This window comes from Bradyrhizobium sp. ORS 111 (genome assembly GCF_045571485.1).
Classification (GTDB): Bacteria; Pseudomonadota; Alphaproteobacteria; order Rhizobiales; family Xanthobacteraceae; genus Bradyrhizobium.
In genome coordinates this window covers 1,581,105-1,607,515 of record NZ_CP120701.1, presented here as the reverse complement: position 1 = coordinate 1,607,515, position 26,411 = coordinate 1,581,105, and the positions used below count along the sequence as shown (strand labels likewise).

The 26,411-nt window shown below is 61.8% G+C and carries 20 protein-coding genes; 9 read left to right on the top strand and 11 right to left on the bottom strand.

The genetic code is table 11. The features are described from left to right. Nucleotides 1–8: 8 nt before the first annotated feature. Nucleotides 9–1,229: an FAD-dependent oxidoreductase gene (locus P6U30_RS07475; protein ID WP_407168782.1), complete on the bottom strand. Its 1,221-nt coding sequence runs from the start codon at nucleotides 1,227–1,229 to the stop codon at nucleotides 9–11. 517 nt (nucleotides 1,230–1,746) lie between these two features. Here P6U30_RS07475 and P6U30_RS07470 point away from each other — a divergent pair. Next, nucleotides 1,747–3,093 (top strand): lipopolysaccharide biosynthesis protein, encoded by a 1,347-nt coding sequence (locus P6U30_RS07470; RefSeq protein WP_407168781.1) that lies wholly within the window; start codon nucleotides 1,747–1,749, stop codon nucleotides 3,091–3,093. 32 nt (nucleotides 3,094–3,125) lie between these two features. On the opposite strand, the gene P6U30_RS07465 is transcribed toward P6U30_RS07470, so the two are convergent. Next, entirely contained in the window at nucleotides 3,126–5,210 is a 2,085-nt protein-coding gene (locus P6U30_RS07465; protein WP_407168780.1) for a GumC family protein, read from the bottom strand. Between the two features lie 409 nt (nucleotides 5,211–5,619). Between P6U30_RS07465 and P6U30_RS07460 the strand changes: the two genes are divergently transcribed. Continuing rightward, nucleotides 5,620–6,732: a glycosyltransferase family 4 protein gene (locus P6U30_RS07460; protein ID WP_407170392.1), complete on the top strand. Its 1,113-nt coding sequence runs from the start codon at nucleotides 5,620–5,622 to the stop codon at nucleotides 6,730–6,732. Next, entirely contained in the window at nucleotides 6,729–8,294 is a 1,566-nt protein-coding gene (locus P6U30_RS07455) for a hypothetical protein (protein WP_407168779.1), read from the top strand. Before P6U30_RS07460 ends, P6U30_RS07455 begins: the two co-directional genes overlap by 4 nt. A gap of 44 nt (nucleotides 8,295–8,338) precedes the next feature. On the opposite strand, the gene P6U30_RS07450 is transcribed toward P6U30_RS07455, so the two are convergent. The 4 genes from P6U30_RS07450 to P6U30_RS07435 are packed head-to-tail and all read right to left on the bottom strand — an operon-like array spanning nucleotide 8,339 to nucleotide 11,866. Then, nucleotides 8,339–9,205, bottom strand: a complete 867-nt coding sequence (locus tag P6U30_RS07450; RefSeq protein WP_407168778.1) for an efflux RND transporter periplasmic adaptor subunit — start codon at nucleotides 9,203–9,205, stop codon at nucleotides 8,339–8,341. Next, complete coding sequence (locus tag P6U30_RS07445) at nucleotides 9,202–9,408, bottom strand: DUF1656 domain-containing protein (RefSeq protein ID WP_407168777.1); 207 nt, start codon at nucleotides 9,406–9,408, stop codon at nucleotides 9,202–9,204. Before P6U30_RS07445 ends, P6U30_RS07450 begins: the two co-directional genes overlap by 4 nt. After that, nucleotides 9,405–11,453, bottom strand: a complete 2,049-nt coding sequence (locus P6U30_RS07440) for an FUSC family protein (protein ID WP_407168776.1) — start codon at nucleotides 11,451–11,453, stop codon at nucleotides 9,405–9,407. Before P6U30_RS07440 ends, P6U30_RS07445 begins: the two co-directional genes overlap by 4 nt. Nucleotides 11,454–11,455: 2 nt before the next feature. Further along, nucleotides 11,456–11,866 carry a MarR family winged helix-turn-helix transcriptional regulator gene (locus P6U30_RS07435; RefSeq protein ID WP_407170391.1) on the bottom strand — a complete coding sequence of 137 codons (411 nt, stop codon included), beginning with the start codon at nucleotides 11,864–11,866 and terminating at the stop codon, nucleotides 11,456–11,458. Nucleotides 11,867–12,119: 253 nt separating this feature from the next. On the opposite strand from P6U30_RS07435, the gene greA reads away from it, so the two are divergent. Further along, nucleotides 12,120–12,602: a transcription elongation factor GreA gene (gene greA / locus P6U30_RS07430; protein ID WP_407170390.1), complete on the top strand. Its 483-nt coding sequence runs from the start codon at nucleotides 12,120–12,122 to the stop codon at nucleotides 12,600–12,602. 127 nt (nucleotides 12,603–12,729) lie between these two features. Here greA and P6U30_RS07425 read toward each other — a convergent pair whose 3' ends face one another. Next, on the bottom strand, nucleotides 12,730–14,367 hold the full coding sequence (locus P6U30_RS07425) for an isocitrate lyase (RefSeq protein WP_407168775.1): 1,638 nt from the start codon (nucleotides 14,365–14,367) through the stop codon (nucleotides 12,730–12,732). Between the two features lie 145 nt (nucleotides 14,368–14,512). Here P6U30_RS07425 and P6U30_RS07420 point away from each other — a divergent pair, with 145 nt between their 5' ends. Beyond that, nucleotides 14,513–15,952, top strand: coding sequence for a short-chain fatty acyl-CoA regulator family protein (locus P6U30_RS07420; RefSeq protein ID WP_407168774.1), 1,440 nt, complete (start codon nucleotides 14,513–14,515; stop codon nucleotides 15,950–15,952). 565 nt (nucleotides 15,953–16,517) lie between these two features. Here the strand turns inward: P6U30_RS07420 and P6U30_RS07415 are convergent. Further along, on the bottom strand, nucleotides 16,518–17,258 hold the full coding sequence (locus tag P6U30_RS07415) for an exopolysaccharide biosynthesis polyprenyl glycosylphosphotransferase (protein ID WP_407168773.1): 741 nt from the start codon (nucleotides 17,256–17,258) through the stop codon (nucleotides 16,518–16,520). A gap of 398 nt (nucleotides 17,259–17,656) precedes the next feature. On the opposite strand from P6U30_RS07415, the gene P6U30_RS07410 reads away from it, so the two are divergent. Next, on the top strand, nucleotides 17,657–18,949 hold the full coding sequence (locus P6U30_RS07410) for an O-antigen ligase family protein (RefSeq protein ID WP_407168772.1): 1,293 nt from the start codon (nucleotides 17,657–17,659) through the stop codon (nucleotides 18,947–18,949). Here P6U30_RS07410 and P6U30_RS07405 read toward each other — a convergent pair. Further along, entirely contained in the window at nucleotides 18,930–20,249 is a 1,320-nt protein-coding gene (locus P6U30_RS07405) for a glycosyltransferase family 4 protein (protein WP_407168771.1), read from the bottom strand. The genes P6U30_RS07410 and P6U30_RS07405 overlap by 20 nt on opposite strands. Beyond that, nucleotides 20,224–20,940, bottom strand: a complete 717-nt coding sequence (locus P6U30_RS07400) for a class I SAM-dependent methyltransferase (RefSeq protein WP_407168770.1) — start codon at nucleotides 20,938–20,940, stop codon at nucleotides 20,224–20,226. Before P6U30_RS07400 ends, P6U30_RS07405 begins: the two co-directional genes overlap by 26 nt. Nucleotides 20,941–21,197: 257 nt before the next feature. Between P6U30_RS07400 and P6U30_RS07395 the strand changes: the two genes are divergently transcribed. The 3 genes from P6U30_RS07395 to P6U30_RS07385 are packed head-to-tail and all read left to right on the top strand — an operon-like array spanning nucleotide 21,198 to nucleotide 25,074. Beyond that, entirely contained in the window at nucleotides 21,198–22,427 is a 1,230-nt protein-coding gene (locus P6U30_RS07395) for a polysaccharide deacetylase family protein (RefSeq protein WP_407168769.1), read from the top strand. Continuing rightward, nucleotides 22,427–23,920, top strand: coding sequence for an oligosaccharide flippase family protein (locus P6U30_RS07390; RefSeq protein WP_407168768.1), 1,494 nt, complete (start codon nucleotides 22,427–22,429; stop codon nucleotides 23,918–23,920). The genes P6U30_RS07395 and P6U30_RS07390 overlap by 1 nt, the downstream gene beginning before the upstream one ends. Nucleotides 23,921–23,922: 2 nt before the next feature. After that, entirely contained in the window at nucleotides 23,923–25,074 is a 1,152-nt protein-coding gene (locus P6U30_RS07385) for an acyltransferase family protein (protein ID WP_407168767.1), read from the top strand. 64 nt (nucleotides 25,075–25,138) lie between these two features. Here P6U30_RS07385 and P6U30_RS07380 read toward each other — a convergent pair whose 3' ends face one another. Further along, entirely contained in the window at nucleotides 25,139–26,410 is a 1,272-nt protein-coding gene (locus tag P6U30_RS07380; RefSeq protein ID WP_407168766.1) for a polysaccharide biosynthesis/export family protein, read from the bottom strand. Between the last annotated feature and the right edge of the window lies 1 nt (nucleotide 26,411).

The window sequence follows — 26,411 nt, the reverse complement described above, 5'->3', positions numbered from 1 at the left end:
TTTTCCGCCTATCCGAGCGCACCGCGTACGCGTGCGACCCAACCGGGCCGAATCCGGTCGACCCGGTGGGTGATGCTTCGTCGCAGGAAATGTAGCCTCCGCTGCATGTTCCATCGCAGATCGGTGCTCGACGCCAGAGCCTGGCGGAAGTGCGCCACCTGCAACGAGCGCTGGTCGGCCGCGATCTTGTCCCGATCGGAATAGAACTGCGAGATCTTCTCGATGCCCATGCCGTCGGTCTCCAGCCATTGCGGGATGTACTCCGTACAGAGACGTTCGACATCCACCAGCAGGCGACTTACGCCGGTCCCTGCGGCAGGACAGTTGGTCTGAAATGCATCCCCGATCACCACGACCCCCGGCTGCACGTGGCCTTCGATCACCGATAGGTCCATCACCCAGTTCTGGACCTGATCTATCACGCGGAAATCCCCGACATAGCGCTGCAAGCCCGGCATCAAGCGAAACAGCGTCGCCTTTGTATTTCGGCGCAGCTCGCGCATGATCGGGTCGTTCGGGTCGCGAAACAGAAACAGGTTTGCCCGCATGCCGTCCCGAATCGGAAATAAGGTGAGATAGTCGACACCGTCCACTGTCCGCTCCCCGTAGCAGGTCAGCGATTCGAAATCGAACGGCGCGTCCTCCGGTGCAGCAATGGTGAAGCCGAACGAAATCGAATGGCGCGCGGCGAGCACCCGCCGGTTCATTCCGAGATTATATCCCAACACTCCCGCCATGCCGGTCGCCAGAACAACCAGGCGCGAAATGACGCGTTTTCCGGAAGCCAACTGCAGATGTTGAAGGTCTTCGCTGCAATCTATGCCGGTGACCTCATCAGACATGGAGCTGGACGAATCGGGCAGCAAGCGACGGGCCGTGGCAACGAGATCGGAATAGCGAATTCCGTACGCGCGACGGAGGCTGACGTCGACCACCTTGCCTTCCCTGATATTGAGCACCCGGTCAAAGGTAGACGCGGCGGCCTCGATATCGCCGAGGAAGCCCAGCTTGCGCAAGATATCGACCTGCGGACCTGCGATCTTCTCAACGCGAAATTCGTGCGGTGGGACCGTGCGCTTGTCGATCAGGAGAACGCGGTATCCGGCCCGGACGAGCACAGCCGCGGCGAGCGAGCCGGTCAACCCGGCGCCGACGATGGCAACATCGGTTTCGATCGTTTCTGCGCCGTCTGCTGCGGCCGGCTTTGTCATGCTCTGATCGGCGATCATGCTGTCCCACTCCAACGGATGACGCCGGAACTGCAATTTCCTTGCCGGCTGCATGCTCCCTTCCCGAGCCGGTCAGTGCCGTTCCGACATTGAGGTTAACGGCAATACAAGAGACCCGGCGGACGGCTGCCCGGCATGCACCTTGCACGACAAGCCTCATGAGAACCTGCTTTCCCAAGGCTCCGCCGCAGAATGCGCGGTCGTTTGCCGCCGCATCCGAAGCGCGCGACCGGTCGTGGAGCGCCACGATATCGTGCCCATGATGCGCAGAGCCGGCCCCGTCCCGCTTCCTTCGCACGGCAATGCCCGCCGTGAGGACTTTCCCGCGCCTGCCTCATTTGGAGACAGCAAGGCAGGCGGCGTTCCGGAATGGAGCGAGGCGCCGCATTCACCGGAAGCTCGGATCGGCGGGGAGGAACTGAATCTTAGCAACCGAACGTTAACACTCCCCGCTCCACCGAATGTTGCGCCTCGACGGCATGGCGGCTTCTCGGAAGGAGAAAGGTCCCTCGCCTTCATGTTCGCCTCTCTTCTCCAACTGATGCAGCGTGACGTGACACGCGGCGTTGCCGGCACGATCCTCCTCAAGGTCGGTAGCGGCGGACTTGCGTTCGCGTTGTTCTCGCTGGCGGCGCGGGCGATGTCGCCCGAGGCGTTTGGAGATTTTGCGACCTGGCTGTCGGTTGCCCAGATCGCTTCGGTCGTGGGTCTGATCGGCCAAGAACTGCTCCTGGTTCGTTTCCTCAACGAGTATGACGTCGGAGGCAGGGCCGATCTCACCAAGGGTGTGCTGTTATCCAGCCTGAAGGGCTCAGCGATCGCCATGCTGATCTCGATCTCCGCCATCGCGGCCGTGGCGAGCATTCGCGGCGAGTGGTGGCTCCTGATCCTGTCGGTCTCGGCGTTCACGGCAGTCAATGCCGGCCTGATGCTCGGCAGCCAGATCGCGCGATCCCTGGTCAGTATTCTGATGGGAGAAGGCAACCGGGAATTCTTCTGGCGGGTTGCCGTCGTCCTGTTTCTGATCGCAGTCCTGTTCGGTCACCGACAGCTCACCCCTGCGGAACTGTTCAGCGCAATGACAGTGGCGATGCTCGCAGGGTTGCTGGTGCAGGTCGCCTCGATCTTGCGTGTTGTTCCTCACCTGCGCGATGTGACCGCCCGGTTCGAGACGTCCCGCTGGAGAGCGAGCGCGATTCGCTTCTGGCTGTCCTCCATCCTCGAGGCGGCGAACCAGTATTTCGATGTCATCATCGTTTACTGGATGCTGGATCCCGCCACAGCGGGCGTCTATTTCGCGGCCTCGCGTCTGGCGAACATCTTTGCCATGCTCTCGGCCGCGCTGTATACGTTCGGCGCGCGGAGGCTCCCCTCGCTCTACTTCAGCAAGAACCAGCGTGACCTTGAGCACACCTTGAAGCTCATGGCCGAGGTGACCGCGCTTTGCGTGTTCAGCGGCCTATTTCTGGTCTGGCTCGGAGCGCCTCATCTTCTCGGCCTGTTCGGATCCCACTTTATCGCGCAGCAATGGGTGTTGATCGTGCTTGCGATAGGGACGGCATTTCAAGCGGCGGGCGGTCCGGCCGCGGCGATATTGCAATTGACCGGCCATGAGCGCGAGTATGTCCCTGTCATCGCCGCCAACGTCGTATTGCGGCTCATCGGGTTCCTCATCCTGATCCCCTGGCTCGGCGTGCTCGGCGCCGCGATCTCGGCCACGGTGTCGCTGGCACTCGCTACCATCGGGCTCAACGTGCTGTGTCGCAAGCGAACCGGCCTCGACCCCTCCATCCTGGCGCTTTGTCACTTCGCGTCGGACAAGTCGGACACTTACGTGGTTGGCGCCGCGGACTCGAACGACTAATCCGGTTCCGTCGGGACCTTGCCAATCCGCGCTCAGCTCGCCAATCCCAGCGCCCCGGCTTGAACCGCACCAGCGGTTGCGCTGGTGGGTATACGATTGACGACCAGCACCGTCGGCACACTGCCGAACTTCGACAGCTCAGCATTCGCCTTGCGAGTAGCGTCGGCATTGGCTGCGCCATCGCCAACCACGAGAATGATCAGGTCTGCATGGGCGGCCAACGCCGCGACGGCCGCTTGCGCGACGAAGCACGACGCGTCGACAATGATGAGACCAAAGTCGGCACGAATGTCGTCCGGCGGCAACGGTTGATCTTTCGCGCTGCCGCTCAGGAGCTCCTCAACGGAATGAAGGTCCGCCCTGACGATGCCAGATGCCTGTGTCGCCGGTATCGCATCGGTGGCCTTCGGTTCCATCTCGATCAGAACACTGAGCATTCCATTCTTGACGGCAGACCGGTTGAGCGATCTTGCAACCGTGCTTCCACCCACACCTTCTTCGGTCGACATCAGAAGCGCGACCTTGCCGTGCGGGCCCGGAAGCTGCTCGATGTTCCTGATTACAGGTTGCAGATGCGGGCTGAGATCGGGTTCGCCGGTTGTGGAGAGCGGAGTCTGCCAGACGCTCTTGATAGAGCCCGGTGATGACAGGTTGGGAATCCGGGCCAAAACCGGCAGCTCCGGCGGCAACTGGGGTCGCAGCGACGTCGCATCCACGCGGCGAACTTCCGGATCGGGTTTCGCCGCAAGCAGCTTCAGACTCGGCGCGGCGACGATAGACGTTGCGATCAGCAGCGAGGCAATCGCGAGCACGGCGATCAGCAACGGCAGCGGCGGAAGCGTCGAGCGGACCGGTGGCGTAGCAGGCGAAGCGACCTTGGTCTGAGAGTTCTGCAGCAGGCGCTGCTCATCGGTGGTCTTGTAGCGCGACAGGAACTGCTCGTAGATGTTCTTATTGGCATCTGCGTCACGCTGCAGCTCCTGCAACCGGACCAGCGCCTGACCATCGACCAGAATCTGCGACTCGACGACCTTCAACTGGTCCTCAAGGCCCTTCTGCTGCTCGCGCTGGGCCTCGTATTCAGACTTTGCAGTCTCGATATTCTTCTTCCGCTCGATCTCGATCCGCCGGTTGAGATCGTTCAACTGGCCATATGACATGACGAGGTCAGGGTGACGATCACCGAGCACCGCACGCTTCTGCGCAATCTGATCGTTGAGCGCCGAGCGCTGCGCTCGCAGCGCAGTCAGGATGTCCTGCTTGACCGGGCCGTCGACATTCGCCTTCAGGTCGCGTTGCGCCTGCTCGTAGCGGGCCTTGGCCTCTTCGGTGCGCGCACGAGCGGCGGCAACCTGCTGGGTGAGGTCGGTCACGCGCAACTGCTGCGTCGTTGAATCTTTGCCGGCATTCACGATCCGGTGCTCGAGCTTGAATGCGGCCACGGCATCCTCTGACGCCCTCAAGCGGTCGTTCAGCGTCTTCAGCCGGCTCTTGAGCCAATCGGCAGCTTCGTCGGTAGCCACAACCCGCGTCCCGCGCTGATTGGCAACAAAGGCCTCTGCCACGGCGTTGGCGTAGTACGCAGCACGCTGCGGATTGTTGGACGTGAACTTGATCGCGATGACGTAGGTGAGCCCGCGGCGGGAGATGTCGAGCCGGCTGCGAAACCTCTCGAGCAGACGCGTGGCCTCGGTCTTGCCGCCGGCAATGTCCTGGTCGTCCGCGATCTTGAGCTGCTCGATCAGCGGCCGCAAGAATCCGTCGGACTTCGCGATCTCAACCAGGCTCTGGAGCGCCGCGGCATCCTGTCCGATCCCCGGCAGCACGTCCTGATCGGTGGTCACGCGCTGCTCACGCGGGTCGACGACGACCAGCGCCGTCGCCGCATAGCGGGCCGGAATAAGCAGCAGGAGAATGATACCGATCACGAAGATGACCGACGCGAGCGTCAAAATGCGCCGACCATTTTCGCGCAGGAAGGCAATCGTACCGGAGAGGGTCAGCGCGCCCTTGGCGACCTCGGCCGCAGATCTGCGCACACCGGCAGCGGACTCCCACGACGCTGCTGGATCCGTTGGACCGGACCGTCTTGGGCCTGAGCGGCTACCGAACGTCATGGGTGTTCTGACTCGAATTCAACTGGCATTCACTGTTCAGCGGCCTGCGCCAACGTAAGGATCTATGGTTAATCAGCGGTTACCCTCTCCTGGCGGCAATCGATGCATGGCCGTAACCAACTGGTTAACGAGCCGCTGGTACCTTGCGGCCCCCACAGTGGACTCTCGTTTTGCCGGCAAGTCCCGTCAAACGGGCAGTAACCTCAACTCGCGTTACTCGACGTACGAGCGTGTCTCGCGTGATAAGTATGTGCACAAGAGTATGGGAGACGGCTTCACTCCCTTAATGGTCGAGGAATCCGTGCTCCACTACAAGCCCAGCACAGAACTGCGCGAGGCGCCGAACCAATCGTCATCCGCGTCGCACGATCGGCAAAACACCATTCAGCCGAAGCTCCGCGTCATTCTGATGCAGACCCAGGCGGAGAACGCCGGCGCTCAGGAAATCTCGAGGCTGCTCGGCAGCGGCCTGACCGCGCGCGGCTACGACGTCTTCAATCTGTTTTTCTTCCGCAAATCGGACTCCTTCGACGAGCCGCCCAATACGCTCTACTGCGCCTCCCGCCGCCCTGGAAATCCGCTCGCGCTGCTTCGGATGCTCTGGCAGCTCGCCGCTCATATCAGGACCATCAAGCCCGACGTCGTGCTGACCTTCCAGCATTTCGGCAACGTCATTGGTGCAGGCGTGTCGCGGCTCGTGAGCCGCGCTCCGGTCATCGCCAATCAGGTATCCTCAGCCATGTCGATGAGCTGGCCGGTTCGCGCCGCCGACATCGTGATGGGCAGCGTCGGCTTCTTCACATGCATCACGCTGAATTCGCGGGACATGGAGCGTGAGTATGCGCGGTACCCGGCCCGCTATCGATCGCGAATGAAGCACGTCCCGCACGGGTTCGACGATAAATCGCGTGGTCTGCCAAGAGAGATTGCGCGGCAGCAGTTCAAGCTGCCGTCGGATTGCGTCCTGCTCGGCTGCGCCGCAAGACTGCACCCGCACAAGCGGCTTGATGCCGCAATACGTCTGCTCGCCGATACACCATCATGGCACCTTGCACTCGCCGGGCAAGGCGCCGACGAGGAACGGCTAAAGGCTTTGGCCGACGAACTGAAAGTCAACGACAGATTGCACTTCATCGGCGAGATTCCGCCGCAGCGCATGGCCGATTTCCTGGTCTGCCTCGACGTGTTCGTGTTTCCCTCGCAAGCCGAGACCTTCGGTCTCGCCGCCGTCGAGGCCGCGAGCGCGGGCGTCCCTTGTGTTGTGAATGACCTCCCCGTTCTGCGCGAGGTGTTGTCGTTCGATGGTAAGCCGGCAGCCATGTTCGTTGATGCTGCAGACCAGGCCGCGCTATCGGCCGCGGTTTCTAGCATCCTGGCCGACGGTGCCCTGAGCGCGGAGCTGCGACAACGCGCCAAGGGCCTGAAGTCGCGCTATTCGCTAGATACTATGGTCGACGAATACGTCCGCATCCTCGACGAGGCCACTCGCGCGGACATGGATGAGATGGTGGGCCGAACATGATCATCGAGTTTCGCTGCGAACGGGAGCGTGCACGGCTCTGGATGTGCCGCGAGGCGCTGTCCGTCAACGGTCAGAACGTACCGGTGCAGATCGCATGGACCACGACCGAGCAACCTCGGCCTGCTGGCCTCGACGTGCTGTTTGAGCTCGAGCGCATGGTCTTGCGCAAGGGCGAGGCCAGCAAGGCCGACAGACTGAAGGCAATACCCGAGCGTGTGCGGGCGCCGTTGGGCCAAGCCGACGTGGTGGTCGATTTTACGACTGCCAAGCGAGATCCGGACTGCTCCGCCCGGCTCTATCTTCGCCCGCTGTTCAACGGCGTGGCAGGAGAAAACGCCGCGCTCGCAGTCATCCTTGCCGGTGATCTGCCGGTGATCGATATCGTCAATGAGCTCGACGGTAGCGTGATGGACCGCGGCCATCCTTCCGGCGAGATCGCAACCGGCTTGAGCGGCGCGCTCGACACGGTGATGGCGCGAACCCTGACGATGCTGACAGCGATTTTGTCAGGAACGACACGGCTGGTGCCGCAGCTCGCCCCTTCGACCAGCGGACGCAGCCCGCGAAATGCCACGGCCTATGTCGGACGCGGCCTGGCTGCTTCGATTGCGAAGGAGATCTATCGCCTGTGCTGCTATGCGCCGCACTGGCATGTCGGCTGGCGCTACGTCGAAAACGCCGATATCTGGCGCACCGGCGATCTGTCCGGGCCGGCCTGGAACGTACTGAAAGATCCTGGGCACCGTTTCTTTGCTGATCCTTTCCCGGTCAAATGGCAGGGAAGGACGTTCGTCTTCTTCGAAGACCTCGACCATCGGGTCGGCAAGGGTATCATCTCAGCCGTCGAGTTCGACGGCAACGGGCCGCTCGCAAGCGTCGTGCCCGTGCTGGAGGAACCCTGGCACCTGTCTTACCCCTTCCTGATCGAAGACAATGGTGAGCTATGGATGATCCCCGAAAGCACCGAGCATCGGGACGTCCCGCTCTACAGGTGCATTCGGTTTCCCGATAAGTGGGAGCGTCATAGCACGCTGCTCTCCGGGCTCGAGCTCGCAGATGTAACCATCACGCGCCACAACGGCCTGTATTATCTGTTCGGAGCCTGGCGCGACGGCACCGGCGGATATTCCGACACATTGGCGATCTACTACGCCGAGCAGTTGTTCGGCCCCTGGTTGCCTCACGCCAGCAATCCGATCCTGATGGACCGGGCGAGTACCCGGCCGGCTGGAAATTTCGTGAATATCAATGGACGGCTGTGGCGACCGGTGCAGGATTGCAGCAACGGATATGGCGCAGCGCTCGGTCTCGCGGAAGTGCTGGAGCTGTCACCGACGACGTATCGGCAAGCCGTTCGGCACTCGCTCAGGCCCGGACCGGCGTGGACCGGTCGGAAGCTGCACACGCTCAACCGGTGCGGCCAACTCGAGGTGATCGACGGGTCGCGGGTTCAACCGAAAACCACGGTGTTGCTGAGCGGACTTTTGTCAACGGCCCGCACGTCGTTGTCGGAATGGCATAGCGCGGCGGCAGCGAAGCCCGTCGCACGGCGTCTCCAATAGCGTCCGCGATCTTTCTCCACGGATCGGGCGTGTAGGAGCCTACGCTATTGTCCGATCTCGACTGTCGCCGAACGGCCGGCCACCAGCGCAACGTTCTCCGGAATGTGGTCCAGCACGATGCGCACCGGCACGCGCTGCGCAAGCCGAATCCAACTGAAGGTCGGATTGACGTTTGCCAGTAGGTTCGCGCCCTCTGCGCGATCGCGATCCTCGATACCCGCCGCGATGCTCTCGACGTGCCCGGTCAGCCGGGTCGGCTCACCCATCAGACGCACCCGTGCTTTGTCGCCGATGTGGATGCGCGCCAGCTTAGTCTCCTCGAAATAGCCTTCGACATGCAGCGTATCGGTGTCGACCAGGGCCATCACGCCCTTGCCAGCGGTGACATAGGCTCCGGGCCTGAGATCCATGTTGGATATCGTGCCATTCACTGACGCATGAACCTCGCTGCGGTCCAAGTTGAGCTGCGCCACCGCGCGGTCGGCGACGGCCTGATCATAGGCTGCTTTCGCCTGTAGCTGAGCTGCCAGAACCTGCTCCTGCTTCTGCTGCGACACGGCGTCGGTCGTCAGCGCGCTGTAGCGCTTCAGGTCTGCATTCGCCTGATCCAGCGTGGCGCGATGACCGGCAACCGCCGCATCGGCTTGCCGTAGCGCCAGGGCGAAGCGCTCGCGATCGATCCTGAACAGAACATCGCCACGACTGATCTTCTGATTGTCCTTGACCAGCACGTCGGTGACGAAGCCGGACACGTCGGGCGCCACCTGAACGACATCGGCGCGAACCCTGCCGTCACGCGTCCACGGAGACTCCATATAGTAGGCCCATAGTCCACGGCCAACGGCGAGCGCCGCGACAACAACGACCACAGTCAGCGCCAGCCGGCTAAGCCAGGCGAGATTCCCCTTCATGGCAAGAACTCCGAAAGATAGACGACGCCGCCAAGGAGGCAGACGAAGAGAGCGAAATTGAACAGCGCGCGATGCCAGACCAGCCGATAGAGGCCGAAGCGCTGCATGATCCGGCTAACTGCCGTGGACAGCACATAGGCAATGACGAGCCAGAGCAGCAGTGACGGGACGAGCACCCCGTAGATGTCGATTTCATATCTCACGCTGCAACACTCTCCCCCGACCGCGGCTGATAGGCTGGCGCGTCCGGAAACAGGCCGCGGCGGATGCCAGCTAACCCCATCAAGGCATCTTCCCGCGCGCTGCCGGAGTCCTTGACAGCTTGAGTCAGCGTCGCATCGATGCGCGCGAGCAGTCCGGCCGGCATCGTCCCGCCCACGTGGCTGCGGAAAGCCGCAGCGAGGGCGTCAAGCATGTCGTCGATAGCGCGAATGGTCGATGTCGACAGGCCATAGCGGGCACGTCGCAGGTCGATAATGTTGAGGCCGATGCGAAGCTGTACGAGGCTGTCGGTATCGCGACGATCGCTCTCGGACACGAACGCGATCCGCTGCACCAGCAACCCGAGCCGATGAAGCATCAAGCCGGCAAAATGTGCGCGGTCGCCGCGCCCGCGGCGCTCGGCGGCGACCGCGAGCGTCTTCCAGCTCGACAACATCAGACGCTTGGCGATCCACTCGGCGCCCACGCCGCGCGCGATCCTCGTCACGACTTCGGCGACCACGACGCCGACGAAGAAGGCAACGGCGGAATTGGCATAGGAGGCGAACTCCGCGCTGTAGGTCGATTGCAGCGCGAGCAGCGTTGCGGTGTTCGCGGCGAGCGCCATGCCGGTCAACGCGGTCGCGGGCCTTGCAATCAGCACGCCATACAGGATGAAGGTCGGCGCCAGTGCGATCACCAGCACCTCGATGTGGGCAATCGCGGGTATCAGTGCGAACAGGTAGATCGCGACGACGACAATCGCCACCAGCGACCACAGGCCGAATCTTCTGATGCCGGGCCCCGGATCGTCATTGGCGGCAAAGAACGAGCAGGCCACCGCCGCCATCATCGGCGCGGAGGCGCCGTCCGCCCATCCGGTCGCGATCCAGAGGCCGCAGCAGATCAGAATGGCGGCGGCCGCTCCGGCCGCCGACCACAGCGCCATGCCATGATCGCGATGGCGAACCGGCGCGGCCCCCGCTTCGGGGCGGAACCGCAGAGAGACAGCCGAGATGTCCTCTCCGGCTGCAATCGCATCGCTCAGCGCGCGGCAATCATCGGAGACGTCGACGAGCTCGCGCAGCCGCGACAGCAGATTGGTCGTGATGATGCGCTCCCAGGACGCAGCACCGTCGAGCGCGGATTGCCGCTCTGCGATTGCGACGCGGATCCGGTCTCCCGATTGCCGCAGGCGGACCTCGTCAACGGCCCATCCCGCGATCTCCTCGAGAAGCTGCCGCAATTCATGCTGCGCTCGCAGACCTGCCTCGCCGAGCGCGGCGAGCCGGTCTTCAATCGACGCCATCACGGGCAGCAGCATCAGCATGCGCAGCCGGATTTCGCCGAGGCCGCGCGCTGCGTCGGCCTCGGCCAACCGGTCATAGAACAGATGAGTCCCCAGCGCATCGATTTCGACGATGTCGGTCGCAAGGCGAAGGCGTTGGGCGCGGCGCGTCTCGGTGGTGCCGCGATGGAGCAGGGTGTCGCGGCTCAGACGGCGCGCATCCGACAGCCAGATATCGACGCGACGGCCAACCGCCGGTGCGACGCTGCGCGGAAGCACCACCGTCGAGACCAGGCTCGCACAGATGATGCCGAGCGAAATTTCCTCGACCCTTGCCAGCGCGATATCGAAAATATTTCCGGGTTCGCTAACGGCCGGAAAGCCGATCAGCGCCACGGTATATCCGGCCAGCATGAAGACGTAGCTGCGCGGCGTCCCGTCGAGCAGTGACAGGTAAAGACAGAGCCCGACCCAGAGCGCAATCGCGAGGCAAAGCAGCTCCGGCGCATTGACCAGGTTCGGCACCATCGCAACCGTCACGGTCGCACCGATCAGTGTCCCCATCACGCGAAAGAACGCCTTGGAGCTCGTCGCGCCAGCCAGTGGTTGCGAGGTGATGTAGACGGTCGCCATCGCCCAGTAGGGCCGCGGCAGATCCAGCGCCAGCGCGACGACGAGCGCCAGGGTCGACGCGGCAAACGTCTTCAAAGCGAAAATGAGGTCCGCGTGGCGGACCAGAAACGGCTCTTCCGCGCGCATGACTATTTCGCCTCCGGAGCAGCCTTCGGTTCCTGCACGCGACTGGCACGCTGCTCGATGCGCTGGAGCGTTTCGAATGTTATCGCAAGTTCTTCGCTGCCGATATCCTTCAGCAAACTGGCCCGCACGCGGCGCAAGATCCGGTTGGTCCGCTCGACCTTCGCCTCGCCTGCCGGTGTGAGATGCAACGTCTTGGCGCGCCGGTCGGTGGGGTCCTCGCGACGTTCCACGAGTCCCTCGGTCTGCAGCAGATCGATCAGCCGTACCAGCGATGGGCCCTCGATCCCCAGTTCTTCGGCCAGCACGCCCTGGCGAACGTTCTCCCCCTGCCGCGATAGCACCAGCAACGGAATCGCGGTTGCGTAGGACAGGCCGTGATCAGACAGCGCCTGATCCGATTCGCGGCGCCAGATTCAGCCGAGCCTTGTGATCAAGCGGCCAATCTCGGCGTGGATGTGAGCCTGCGACGGAGCCATGCAAATTAGATAGGATACGAACTATTAGGCTGCAACTATATAGGCAGACATATTGCGGGGTATCACGGAATTGCGATTGGCCGCGCGGAAGGGCGCCGCGCATGACGGCAGCGACACGCAAGGGACTGGCCGTCGGCCGCCGCAGCCGCTATGTGAAAGTAGCAGGCCACTTGTGCAGGGAGTTCCAGGCGTGAGCGTCGCATTCACCAAGGAAGAAAGCGCCGAGACCGCGTCCGAGACACTGCTGCCGGACCGACCGATTTCGTCGCACCCAAATCTGGTCACGGTAGGCGGCCTGAAGGCGCTGGAAGCACAGTTGAAGGCGGCGCAGGAAGCCTACGAGAACTCGCAAAAGATCGACGATGTAAACGAGCGGCGACGTCAAGGCGCGCTGCCGTTGCGCGATGCGCGATATTTCGCGGAGCGGCTGCGGACGGCTCAGGTGGTCCCGGAGCCAACGACGCTTGCTAGCGTCGGATTTGGCAGCACGGTCACCTTCCGCCGCGACGACGGACGCATCCAGACCTATCGAATCGTAGGCGAAGACGAGGCCGACCCGAAGAAGGGGATGATCTCCTTCGTTTCACCGATCGCCAGGCTGTTGATGGGCAAATCCGTCGGAGATGTCATTGAAGCGTCGGGACAAGAAATCGAAGTCGTCGCGATCTCATAGCGATCGGGACTGACCAGCAAGGGATCTCACATCGAGGTGGAGATCGCTGGCATTGAGCGTGTCGCCCGGCGATGGCCGGGTCGATCGGTCTGGAGTCCTCAGACTCCAGACCGATCCTGTCCGATCGTTAGCTGAACTGGTTCATCGTATTGTGGACACCACCAGCCTTCAGAGCAGCCTCGCCGGCGAAGTATTCCTTGTGATCGTCGCCGATATCGGATCCCGCCATGTTCTGATGCTTGACGCAGGCAATGCCCTGACGGATTTCCTGGCGCTGCACGTTCTTCACATATCCCAGCATGCCCTGCTCGCCGAAATATTCCTTCGCGAGATTATCGGTCGACAGAGCAGCCGTGTGATAGGTCGGCAGCGTGATCAAGTGATGGAAGATGCCGGCGCGCTTCGCTGAATCGGCCTGGAAGGTGCGGATGCGCTCGTCGGCTTCGATCGCCAGCGGCGTGTTGTCGTACTCCGCCTTCATCAGCTCGGCGCGGTTGTACTTGCTGACATCCTTGCCGGCTTCCTTCATCGCATCGTAGACCTGCCAACGGAAGTTGAGCGTCCAGTTGAACGACGGCGAGTTGTTGTAGGCCAGCTTCGCGTTCGGCACCACCTCGCGGATGCGGTCGACCATCTTGGCGATCTGCTCGATATGCGGCTTCTCGGTCTCGATCCACAAGAGATCAGCGCCGTTTTGCAGCGAGGTGATGCAGTCGAGCACGCAGCGATCTTCACCGGTGCCGGGACGGAACTGGTAGAGGTTGCTGGGCAGGCGCTTCGGACGCATCATCTTGCCGTTGCGATTGATGATGACATCGCCGTTCCTGGCGTTCTCGGCCGTCACTTCCTCGCAATCGAGGAAGCTGTTGTATTGATCGCCGATATCCCCAGGCTTGTGGCTCACGGCGATCTGCTGCGTCAGGCCGGCGCCGAGCGAGTCGGTGCGGGTTACGACGACGCCGTCTTCCACGCCAAGTTCGAGGAAGGCGTGACGGCAGGCACGGATCTTGGCCAGAAAGACATCGTGCGGCACAGTCACCTTGCCGTCCTGGTGGCCACACTGCTTCTCGTCGGAGACCTGGTTTTCGATCTGAAGCGCGCACGCGCCGGCTTCGATCATCTTCTTGGCGAGCAGGTAAGTCGCCTCGGCATTGCCGAAGCCGGCGTCGATGTCCGCGATCACAGGCACGACATGGGTCTGGAAGTTGTCGATCCTTTCGATCAACGCCTTTTCCTTCGCCTTGTCGCCCGCCTTGCGGGCTGCGTCGAGTGCACGGAAGATATCGTTCAGCTCGCGGGAGTCCGCCTGACGCAGGAACGTGTAGAGCTCCTCGATCAGGGCCGGCACCGAGGTCTTCTCGTGCATCGACTGGTCGGGCAGCGGTCCGAACTCTGAGCGAAGCGCAGCGATCATCCATCCCGAGAGGTAAAGATAGCGGCGATCGGTGGTGCCGAAATGCTTCTTGACCGAGATCAGCTTCTGCTGGGCGATGAAGCCATGCCAGCAACCGAGCGACTGGGTGTACTTGGTGCTGTCGGCGTCATAAGCGGCCATGTCGGCGCGCATCAGCGCCGCGGTGTAGCGGGCCACGTCGAGACCGGTCTTGAAGCGGTTCTGCAGACGCATGCGCGCCACGGCTTCGGCGCTGACGCCATTCCACGTCGGCTTGGTCTTGAGGAGCGCTTCGGCCGCCTCGATCTCACTCTGATAAGAAGCCGGTCCCTGGATGGCCCGGTCGCTGATCCCACGCGGTTGGAAGTTCATGTCCGTGATCCCTTCGTGACGACAAATTCTGCAGCGTTTCTACGCGCCATCTCGCCCCTCACCAGACATCTCGCGGAAAACTTGTCACACTTTACAGAAATATGGTGTATTGTTGTAAGAACATTACAATACGCAGGAATTCGATATGGCAACCTCCAGCACGCGCTCCGTCTTCATGGGACCACGCTTGCGACGGCTTCGGCGCGACCTCGGGCTGACCCAGGCGGACATGGCGGCCGATCTGGAGATTTCCGCACCCTACGTCGCGCTCCTGGAACGCAACCAGCGACCGGTGACGGCAGACATGCTGCTTCGCCTTGCCCGCACCTACAAAATCGACCTCGCCGATCTCGCCGGGGACGGCGGTGCCGATCACACCGCGCGCATGCAGTCCGCTTTGAAGGAGCCGATGTTTTCCGACATCGACATCCCCGCGCTTGAAATCAGCGATCTCGCCGTCAGCTATCCGGGAATGACCGAAGCATTCCTTCGCCTCTACACCGCCTATCGCGAAGAACAATTGGCGCTCGCGGAGCGAAGCGCGTCGGAGCTAACAGGCGCGGCATCATCGCGGGGGCGGGAAAGCTTTGACGCCAACGACCCCGTCGCGGAAGTCAGGCGATTCCTCGCCGCACGCCGCAACAACTTCGCCAACCTGGACGACGCAGCGGAGCGCCTCGCCCAGGTGCCTTCCGGACCCGCCGGATTTATTGAGCGGTTCCGGGCACGTCATAATCTTCAAGTGCGCTATCTGCCACCGAACGTCATGCTCGGCTCGGTCAGGCGGCTCGATCTCCATCGCAGACAGCTCCTGCTTGAGGACTCGCTCGATACCGCAAGCCTCAACTTTCAGTTGGCCAAGCAACTTGCTTATCTCGAAATGGAAGATGAGATTGGCCCGGCACTCGAAGCCGGCAAGTTTTCGACCAAGAGCGCTGAGTTGCTGGCACGCCGGGCGCTTGCAGCCTACGCCGCCGGCGCGCTCATCATGCCCTATTCCACCTTTGCGAAGGCCGTCGAAACGCGTCGTTACGATCTGGAGGCGCTCGCGCGTCAATTCGGCACCAGTTTTGAACAGACAGCGCATCGTCTGACGACCCTGCAACGGCCTGGATCGGAGAAAGTCCCGTTCTTTCTGATCCGGGTCGATCCGGCCGGCAACGTCTCCAAGCTGCTTGACGGTGCAGGATTCCCTTTCGCCAAACACGGAGGCGCGTGTCCGCTCTGGTCCGTCCACGGGGTGTTCAGAACGCCACGCCAGATTGTCACGCAATGGCTCGAATTGCCCGATGGGCAGCGGTTCTTTTCGATCGCCCGCACGGTGACCGCCGGCGGAGGTTCGTTCGGCGCAATTCGCGTGGAGCGAGCGATTGCGATCGGCTGCGCTGCCGAGCATGCCGGACAGTTGATCTATACGCGCGATGGCCACGGTGCGCGTGTGGACGAGCCGACGCCAATCGGCGTCGCGTGCCGGGTTTGTCACCGCCCGAGATGCACCGCACGATCGGCCCCGCCGATCGGACGTGAGATTCTTCCCGATGATTTCAGAACCTCAAGCGTCCCCTTCGGCTTCTCCGGGGATTGAAGCATTCTCAACTCGAACGCCGAGCGCATGCGTCAGGCTCGAACCACGCGATGATGTGGCGTGCGCCGATCACAACCGGCGCGGCTGTCAATCGCCATGAGCTCGCACGGCGATTACTCTACTCTTCCTCGAGCTCAGGAACGTTCCACAACAAGAACGCGAAAACGATCAGCGTTGGCGTCCATGCCAGCATGGCTCCCAATGCGATGGCCTGCAGTGTTGTCATGATCGACTCCGGGGTAGTCCCACCCAGGTCACGTGAACCCAGGATCGACGCGCGAAGAGACCGCTGGCGCTGGACAGCAGCCCTCTCGGACCCACCTCAAATACCTTCGACTTGAAGGCCCTTAACCCCGAGTCCACGACCATGAAACGCCGAATGCGCGCGGCAGTGAAGTCAAACCTGGTTCGCAACCATGAGGAACATTTGCAGCGTTGCCCGCGCGACACACTTGCTCCAGGCGCTCACCGTTCCCGATCTCGCTCGAACGCGAGACGTTCCGCGGACCGACGCACGATGCGGGAACACCCGACCTTGCGCCACGCTGCTGAGAAACTTGCACAGTCAGCACGCATTTTGCGACCGTAGCACTTCCCTCACCGTCATCGCGACGATGACCAGATCAAGCCAAAACGACCAATGGCGTATGTATGCGAGATCGCGAGCGACACGTCTCTCCATGGCTATCAAGTCGCGCGTCTCGCCCCTGCATCCATTCACCTGCGCCCAACCGGTCATGCCCGGCCTCACCGAGTGACGATACGCGTATCTGGTGATCAACCTGGAGTACATCGCATCGTGGACAAGCGCGTGCGGTCGGGGACCGACAAGCGACATGTCGCCCCGAAGAACATTCCAAAGCTGAGGCAACTCGTCCAAACTGGTCCTGCGCAGGATCCGTCCGACTTTGGTCACGCGGGCATCGCCTGGCCGGGCCTGACTAACGTCGGCGCCATCTTCCATGCAGGTCATGGTCCGGAACTTCAGAATTTGAAAGCGCTGCCCGTCGCGCCCACCCCGCCACTGCCGGAACAGAACTGGCCCCGGAGTCTCCGCCATCACCGCGATCGCGATGACGACGATCGGCACAAACAGAACGACAAGCGCAATTCCGGCAATCACCAGATCGAACGCTCTCTTGCTCGTGCTATTGGGACCGCTTTGCCTCCCTTGACCTGCGCGCCGTCCGCGCGGCACCTCCCTCTTCGATCTCAGACGGGGACCACGCGCCTCGAGCCGCGTATCGACGATCGCGCCATGATCAAGCTTGGCGCTCGCGGGCCGTTCAGCCTCGGCCGGAGCCACTCCGCGCATCAAACCGCGTCGGCTAGGGGTTGCGGCCAAGTGGCCTGACGAGCCAAGAACAGTCGGCCATTGCATCCTCACTCCCGCATGAGAGGCGACGATCATCCCGCCCCGGGAAACCGTTGTTCTCAAGCCGTCGCACGTGCAAACATTTCGCCGCCGGCGCAGCACGCTTCAGCATGCTCCCGCCGACCACGCCTCCGGCGGTCGCTCTCGCCACAGGCGCCGTGTTATTGCAGACGATACAGTCGATGTTTTGGGCTGGCGATATTTCGTCCGTGCTAGGCCCGATGCGCCTCCGCCGATACGTTTGAGCTTTTGCGGCGCGTGCGCGATCGCCCTAATGAACGAGGCGCTTGGAGCTAACACCTGTCCAATAGTGCCGCCTCGGGAATGCCGTGTCCGCCATCATTCTGGCAGTTGTGGGTCTGCTACTTCTGTTGACGCGCGTCATCGGCGCGCGCCAGATGATGCTGGCGGTCATGCTCTTGCGCCCATCGTGCGACCGCGCATTCGACTGGGTAAAGGCCGGCCTCGGCCAACAATCCGGACCGGGCGCGGCAGTCAACGCGCTCGTAATCGCTTTGGCGATGATCGCCCTCGTTCAGGTTCCCAACGCCGCGCTCTCGGCGCCGCTGCTGGCATGGACGAGCCTGCTTGTGACCGCCGCGATATCCCTTGTTCAGACGACCGATCTAAGCGCGGGAGTGCGTGATATTCTGGCCCTCTCCACCTATGCGGCCGCCTTCACACTGCCCTATCTCGTCGTCAGGAACCGAGCAGCGGCCGCGCAATGTCTCATGGTGGCACTCGGCTCATCACTGATCCCGTCGGTTTATGCGCTGCTGGAGCTCGCAACCCAGCCCGCCCCCTTGACGGGATCGCAAAGATTGCAGAGCACATTCACGCATCCAAATATCTATGCGTTTTACATTGTCGGCGTTCTGGCCCTGATCCTCTACATGCACTGCAGTGCGAATTTTCGCATCTCCGCGTTCATGCGGCGAGCGACATTTTGCTACGCATTCTATCTTCTCTTCCTGCTGCTGCTGACAAAGACCCGTAGCGCATGGCTCGCAGCGCTGCTTCTCATCACCGGCTACTCGATCGTCGTGGACCGACGCTGGTTGCTTCCAGTGCTCGTTCTGCCCGCGGCGCTCCTCATTCCCGGAGTTTCCGATCGATTGGCGGACCTCGAGACCGGCGCCATCGACGGTGCTTACGAGCATCTGAACTCAATGGCTTGGCGCGAAGTGCTGTGGAACGACACGCTCGAATGGCTCGCCGTCAATCCCTCCGGTCTGTTCGGCTATGGCTTGGGATCTTATCAATCCTACTTTCCTCTCTTCTTCCCGCGCGGCGACGGGCAGGAGGGGATCGGTCCGCATAATGCTGTTCTGCAAATCTACTTTGAAATGGGTATCGCCGGGTTATCCAGCTTCGCCCTCTTGATGGCCGCGATCGCGTTCAGGCTCATCTCCACAATCGGCCGGGACTTTGCCGGCTCCTTCACGATGCTCATGTTGTGTATCAGCTATCTCATCGTCTTCTATTCGGACAACCTTCTCGATTACCTGCAGTTTCAGTGGTTCTTCTGGTTCACGATGGGAACCGTATGCGCATCAAAGTGCTTTGCCGGACCAGCATTGCAATCGCGACTGTCGTACTCTGCTATTGCGCCGCCGTCGTAAGTGGCCGCTCCGCCGCATTAAGAGCATCGCGGCGACACGAAGCCTGTTCTGCGAACAGGCGAGCCAGGGCCGCCGCCTCACGGTCGACATCATGCAGGGCCACCACACGTTCGCGCGATTTGCACCCCATTGCGCGTAGCTCCTCACGCGGTGTGAGGAGACATTCGGTCATCGCGGCAGCAAGGTCCTCCACGCACCCTGCGGGAACAAGCCAACCCGTTTCGCGGGAGCGCACCAATTCGGGGATTCCGGCAATTTGCGTTGCCACCACCGGGCGCCGAAGTGCCATTGCTTCCATGATCACGACGGGCAGGTTTTCGGCCAAGCTTGCAACGACCAACGCCCGAGCGCCCAAGATCTCGCGCCGAACATCGGCGCTGCTTCGCCAGCCCAGCAGCCGGACCGATCCCGAAAGTCCGAGTTCCTCAATCAGGCTTTCGAGTTCAGGTCGGGCTTCGCCGTCCCCAATCATCGCCAGCTCGAATCGATGGCCTGCGGCAGCCACCGCCGCTGCCGCCTTGATGAGAATGCTTTGGCCTTTTTCTTTGCATAGCCGACCGACACACACCAACCGCGCTGCATCATCCGGCCTATCTTCGGCCGCTTCGTGGAATCCTTGATCTAAGCCACAACGGATAAGCTTGATCTTGCTCTGATCGACCGCATCGCTCCAACGGTAGAGCTGAGACCGGCCGTAGTGGCTCACGGCCACAACGAACGCAGCCTCATGGATCTTGGTCCGCAAGCCAATGAATTCCGGCTTGTCGTATTCATCGTAGCCGTGGACCGTGAAGCTGAACGTCACGCCCGTGAGTTGAGCGGCGAGGAGCGCAAGCTCGGCCGGGTTCGTTCCAAAATGAGCGTGAATATGCGCGGCGCCGGTTCGCCGAACGAGCGACGCGACCCCGCACGCCTCGACCAGGTACAGGGCGTGCAGCAGCGGTCCCCGATCGCTCCTGCGCATCAGGCATAGCGTCGTCACAAGGGCCCTCGCAAAGCGGTGGGGGTGCAGCAGCAGAAACTGAGCTACAGCCCGCAACAACCCAAACGGCTGGCGAAGCAGATAGGTCGTTTGCCTTTCTTCCTCGATGTCGCCTGGATCCACCAGCGCCTTGCCAGCTCTCGCGGCCACCCGGATCACCTCGACGCCCAAACGCTCAAGCGCCTGCACCTCCCTCTTGATGAAGGTATGCGTCACAGCGGGATATTGGTTGACCACGTACAGGACGACAGGCGCGTCATTCGCGATCCTGAGCGGATGCTGCGCGCGCTGATCAGCTCCGTAAGCTGCCCGATGCATGTGACAAGCCCGCTCTATCGATGGCGTCGTGGTGTCGGCCCCTCGGTCGACAGAGCCTGATCTTCCAGGACACTCCGGATTGATGATCGATCTGAACGCTATCGATCACGTCCACGGTGCTTTGCGAGTGATGCCAGGCCCGTCGCGAGTCGGTTGAGTCCCATAAGGATATGAGAAAGGATCCGTCCCTCTCCAGGAAATCCGCGAAGCGCATCAGGATGTCTTCCGGCCGCTCGAAATAGTAGAGCACCTCGTTGAAGATGATCATGTCGAACTTGCGCTCCGGCGTATAAGCCGCAACGTCCATCGCAACGAACTTCGTGCGCGAGTCCGTCCACGCGCGGCTCGCAACGTCGATGGCGCGATCGGAAAGATCGACACCGACATACTCGATGGTCTCGAGCGGACTGAACCAGTGGCGCAGAATACCCGATCCGCACCCGAGGTCGAGCACGCTCGAAACACCCCTGCCGTACCTGCAATAGCCGCCGATCACCGCATATCGTGCCATTTCCTCAAGATTGCTGAGATAATCCCATCGTCCCAACTCGTATTCGCGGTTGAGACGCTGCGGCGCGATCGCAACGCCAGCGCGAGCACTCCGCCCAACGAGCACCACGTCCACCAGTTCGCGCGCGCTCTGGCGAAGCCGCCCAGGAACCATCCGTTCAATCATCTCGAGTGCCTGCATGTGACATCCCCGCGATCGTGAGCCCGGCGAAGGGGCGATTGTGTCCAGCCAGTTCCAACTTGCGGCACGCTGCCCTTAAGACCATAAGACCATGCGCGGTCGCTCGTCGGCTAGTCAGTAACGCCGCGCTTGCGCGGTGGGCAGACCCGGACCGGCGAAATTGCGTACTAATCCTGACTGGTCATTGACGCCTCGGCCTCACAGCCGACTATCGCTCAGTTCGAAGCAGCTCCGGTGCGCGGTGGTTGAGATCAGTGGTGAGGGCGACGCAAGCGACATTCAATTACGTCGGCCGTGACGCTTCAGGCGCGGCCCGATTCGTGCCTATCCGCTGGCTGCGCGAGCTGATCCGTACGTCGCTTTACCGGATCGGCGCGCTATCTTTGTATCACCGGCTCCGCAACCGGCGCACCTTGACGGTCGTCACGTTGCACCGCGTTCTGCAGCAAGGGGATGCACGCTGGGAAACGGCACTTCCACCATGGACTCTTGACGACGCGACGTTCGACCGATGCCTCGCGTTCTTCAAACATCACTACGCAATTGTCGGGCTCGACGACGTCAAGCAGTCCCTGAGGAGGGAGCGCCCTCTGCCCGCAAGGAGCCTGCTGCTCACATTCGACGATGGGTTTGCCGACAACTTCGATTACGCGCTCCCGCTGCTGCGGAAGCACGGTGCGCCGGCGACCGTATTCGTGACATCGGACCGGGTTGGAAGCGAGGAGCGGCTCTGGACGGAGGATTTGCTTTCCGCGGTTGCGCGTAGACGGGTCAGCCGACAGCAACTGGCCTATCTGCATACGCTCCTGATTGGCGAAGACAGCGATGCGGACGGCGACAATCTCGTTTGGGATATCGTGCGCCGCGGTCCCGAGCTTGAGGTGGAGCTGGTCGCGACCGCGCTCTCTGCGCTCGAGATCGACTTGCAACGGGTCAGGCGTCCCCGCCAGATGCTGACACCTGAGGAAATCGCAATTTTCGTTCAGAATGGAATTTCCGTCGGTGCTCACGGAAAGACCCATACTGCGTTCCCCTTCTCTTCAGATATTCCGGCTGAACTGCGCGAACCTCGTGCTGTACTGAGCGAGATCGTCGCGCCGCACGGCCAGGGCTCCGTTGATGCACTCTCCTTTCCGCACGGAGCATACACGCCGGAGATTGCTGATCAGGCGCTCGCTGCAGGTTACGAGCTTTTGTTTACCGGCGAGCCGGAGCTCTGCGGCCTCGATCATGGCTTTCTCGGGACTTCGCGGGTCGGCCGGCTTGATGTCGATGCGAGGCGGATCGCTCCAAATGGTCGGTTCCGGCCGGAAGTCCTTGCAACGTCCTTGTTTACCGCACGGAGGCGACGGGCAGATCGGACGTCCCTCCTAAGCGGCCCAGAGCCTTCCGCCACAGCGACGGTATCGTACAACGCCCAGTTGGCGGGCCTGCGGCGACGGCTCAGCGAGGCTTTTGCTTCGGGCAAGAGGCGGGAGGCCCGGTAATGCGTCTGCGGCAGGCAATACTAAGTTCCGCCGTACAGCAGAATGCGACGCTTCTGCTGTTCTTCGCAACCGGTGTGGTGATCGCTCATCTGCTTACGCCGCGACAGGCCGGGTCCTACTCCATTGCAATAGCCGCTGCCGGTACGGTCGCAGATCTGAAAGACACGGCACTTGGATCATATGTGGTCAGTTCCCCGAAGCTCGATGATTCGCTCCTGGGTGCCGCCTTTGGCTTGAGCTTGACGATAGCTGGTTGTCTCACCATTGGGCTGTTCGGGTTGAGCTTTGCGCTGACCTCTTTCTATGGCGACGAGGCTCTCGGTCACTCTTTGAGGATTCTGGCATTTGCGCAACTCTGTCCTGCGGTCGCCTTTCCGGCGACGATGCGGCTGATGCGCGCAATGCGGTTCGGCGCTCTGCTCATCGTCGGCCTGGTTGCGGCAAGCGGTCAAAGCGCAGTTTCGATCACGCTTGCGGCGCTCGGATATGGAGCCGATGCGCTGGCGTGGGGATATTTCGCCTCGGCCGTGATCACGGCCGTAATGACCATTGCCTATAAGCCCGACGCCTTGCGCCTGGCGCCGACGCTCGCGGGCTCGCGGCGTCTGCTTGCTTTTGGGGGCTGGACCTCGGCGACACTCCTGGTTAGCAGCGCAACGCTGTCCGGACCCGAACTGATGATCGGCCGAGCCGTCGGGCTTGCCAATGCAGCCTTGTTTTCTCGCGCTCAGAACTTGGTTTCCTTCGTCAGAAACGGCCTTGTGCTTGGTATGACCAAGCCCCTGCTGCCAAACCTCGGCGAACGGGAGAGCCGCGGCGTCGATCTGGCGCCGATCTACGGATCATTCGTTGAGACGATGACGGGTCTGGCCTGGCCGGTCTATGCCCTGCTGGCGATTTGGGCCGAGCCGCTTGTGAGGACAATCTACGGGGAGGCGTGGCGTGCCACCGGCGTGATGATGATCCCGATCGCGATTGCTCACGCTGTGACGCTTACGGCTGGCCCGTACTACGATATCCTGATCGTCAAGCGACGTCAGCGGCTCCTCTTTACCTGCGAAGCCGCCGTTTGTGTTTTTACGATCATGATGCTTGGGATCGGCCTGACGCTCGGGATTGAGGCCGCGATCTGGACGCTGCCCGTCAGCGGCCTGTTCTTTGCAGCTTGCTACTTGGCGGTGCTGAGGTCTGTCGTTGGGTATGATCCTGCAAGGCTGTTCAAGGCATGGGCCAAAAGCCTGGCTGCCACGTTGGTGGTGCTTCCCGTCCCACTCGTCCTTCGACATGCTTTGACGCAAGGCCCCACCGAGATTCTGTTTGGATTTGCGGCTTCGGGTGCAATCTCGGTGGCGACCTGGGTTGTGGCCCTCACACTCGTTCGACACGAGCTCTCGGTTCACGTTCGCGGCTTGATCGAGGACCTCTCGCGGTCACTCGGTATCCCCGCATATCCACGGTTCTTGCCCCAACCAAGCGAAACGGATCGAAGGTGACCTTGCGCGACAGTTCCGAACGCCAGGGGCCAGTGACGACAAGCCGCGACGCTGACCGTGATCGCAAAGTCCGGCGATGGCTTGGCCACTACTTTGCGCGTCCAGGAACAGACTGGCGTGCCGGCACGACAACCGGCCACAACGCAACGCATAACAGTCCAGCTCTCGACGGGCTCCGCGCGATCAGCATCAGCCTCGTCCTGGCGGCCCACCTGCTTCCACTCGGGCCCAAATACCTGCAATTGAACTCCACCGCCGGGCCTATGGGCATGAGCCTATTCTTTGCCCTGTCAGGCTACCTGATCATTCGCAGCCTACGCACTGCGACCATTTTCGAGTTCATCATCAGGCGAATGGTCCGGATCCTGCCGCTTGCGTACCTCTACATCGCGCTGGTGTTCATCGTCTTTGGCCTGAGCGGGCAGGCCCTGCTCTCCCATCTTGGCTTCATCTTAAACTATCGGCTCGATCAGATGATTCCGGTGACCGAGCACTTATGGTCCCTGTGCGTGGAAGTCCATTTCTACGTCTTTGTCACGGCGCTGGCTGCGCTGACCGGACGCAAGGGCCTGATCGCCGTTTGGCCCTGCTGTGCAACCATCACCGCTCTCCGTATCCTGGAAGGCACGCCGATCGAGGTTGCCACCCACCTGCGTATCGATGAGATTCTCGTCGGGGCCTGCGTTGCCACGCTGCCGGTGCGACGCCTCCCCACCTCGACGTCGCTGCTGGTTTGGGCGCTCGCGGCAGGCGCGTGGGCGGCAAGCTCGCATCCCGATAGCGGCTGGCTGCAATATCTGCGGCCTTACGCGACGGGCCTCCTGCTGTGGGCGACACTTTCGCAGCCGCCGAACGCGCTGTTCGGCATACTCGGTAGCAAAAGCCTCGCCTATATCGCTGCAACCTCCTACGCGCTCTACGTCTTTCATCCGCTCACGGCGCACGGATGGTGGAACGACGGCAGCATCTACCAGCGCTATCTGCTCAAGCGCCCCGCTGGTCTGATTCTCACGCTGCTCACGGCCCATCTCTCGACGTTTTATTGGGAGCGCATGTGGATACAAGCGGCACGGCGCCGGTTGGCTTCAAGGCGTGCCTTGAAGCCGTCCATCCCAACGGATCATATCTGGAGCGATGTGAGCTCGCGATCGTAACCACGAATGCGGACAGCCATACGCCTCGGACGAGAACAGCGAGCCATTCAGAAAACCGATTGATTCACCGATCAGCCTTCTCGGCCTTGGCTTGAGACAGACTGAGCATATTGCTCGTCTCGTAGGGCTCGGAACGGATCACCGGCACCTTGATGATGTCGCCAGGCTGTACGGAAGCTGTCTCGTCCGCGGTAATTTCACGCGGCGTCCCGTCATTTCTCCGAACGAGTATGAATCCAGATCGCCGATCTTTCTCTGCCAGACGCTCCCTGGCCTCGGCCGGCGCACTGATCTGGGCCTCCATAAGCAAATCGCCCTGCGTCTTGATCCGCGCCTGCACCTCCGCGATGTCATCCCTAGTCTGTTGCAGGTCTCTTTCGTCCGCCTTCCTTCTCTCCTGAGCCCGTTCGTGAAGCCGATGCTCGGCCAGGGCGATACTCTCCTGCGCCTTTACGATCGCCGTTTCGATGTTCAATTGCTCGTTCACGATCTGCGCGAGGGATCGCTCCATCGAGAAAACGGTCGGCGCGAGAGCAAGTCCCTTCGCGGAAAGAGCGCGAAATTGCTTCAACTGCTCCTGGGTGCTGTCTCTCTCCTGCGCCAAAGCACCGACCTGACCACGAAGCGATTCGGTCTCGTTGTTATAGAGCGCCTTGATCTTTTCGAACTCCGCCTGCTCCGAACGAATTGTGTTATTTTCCACGCCAAGCACGGAACGCTCGCCTTCGACGATCGCGGCGATGTCCGGATCGTCCTTTCGATCAGCAAGCTCCGGCGGGAAAGGAAGGTCCGTGCGGCCAGCGAGCGCCGCAGTCAGCCGCGCCGCACGCGCCAGGAGGCGGCACCGTTTGAGCGACAGGGCGCGCATCTCTCCCTTGGCCAGCGCCGTGTCACGGTCCAGGCGCAGCAAGCCGAATTCGGGACGGTAATATCCGCCAGCGATGCCGACCGCCTCAAGGACCGTAAGGCCGGGCCGATATGGATACTGCCCGGGGCGCTGGACGTCTCCGACGATGGAAAACGGCCGATATTGAACGATCTCAACTGCCGCAACCGGTCGCTCCGCGCCCTCCGAGCGCCGTTGTAGGCGATCCGATATCTCTCGCGCCAGATCGTTCAGGCGCAACCCCGCGACATCAATGTTTCCGATCAGCGGCAAGGAGATCGCGCCGTCCGCAGCGACCATGTATTCGCCGGTCAAATCCGGCCATTCCTGCACCTTGATCTTTAGTCGATCAGACACGCCGAGCTTGTAATCTTCCGCCCTCGCCGATGGAACGACCAAGGCCACGGCTATGTTGACGGCGATCGCGATCTTGAGGGCTGTTCGCTTCATC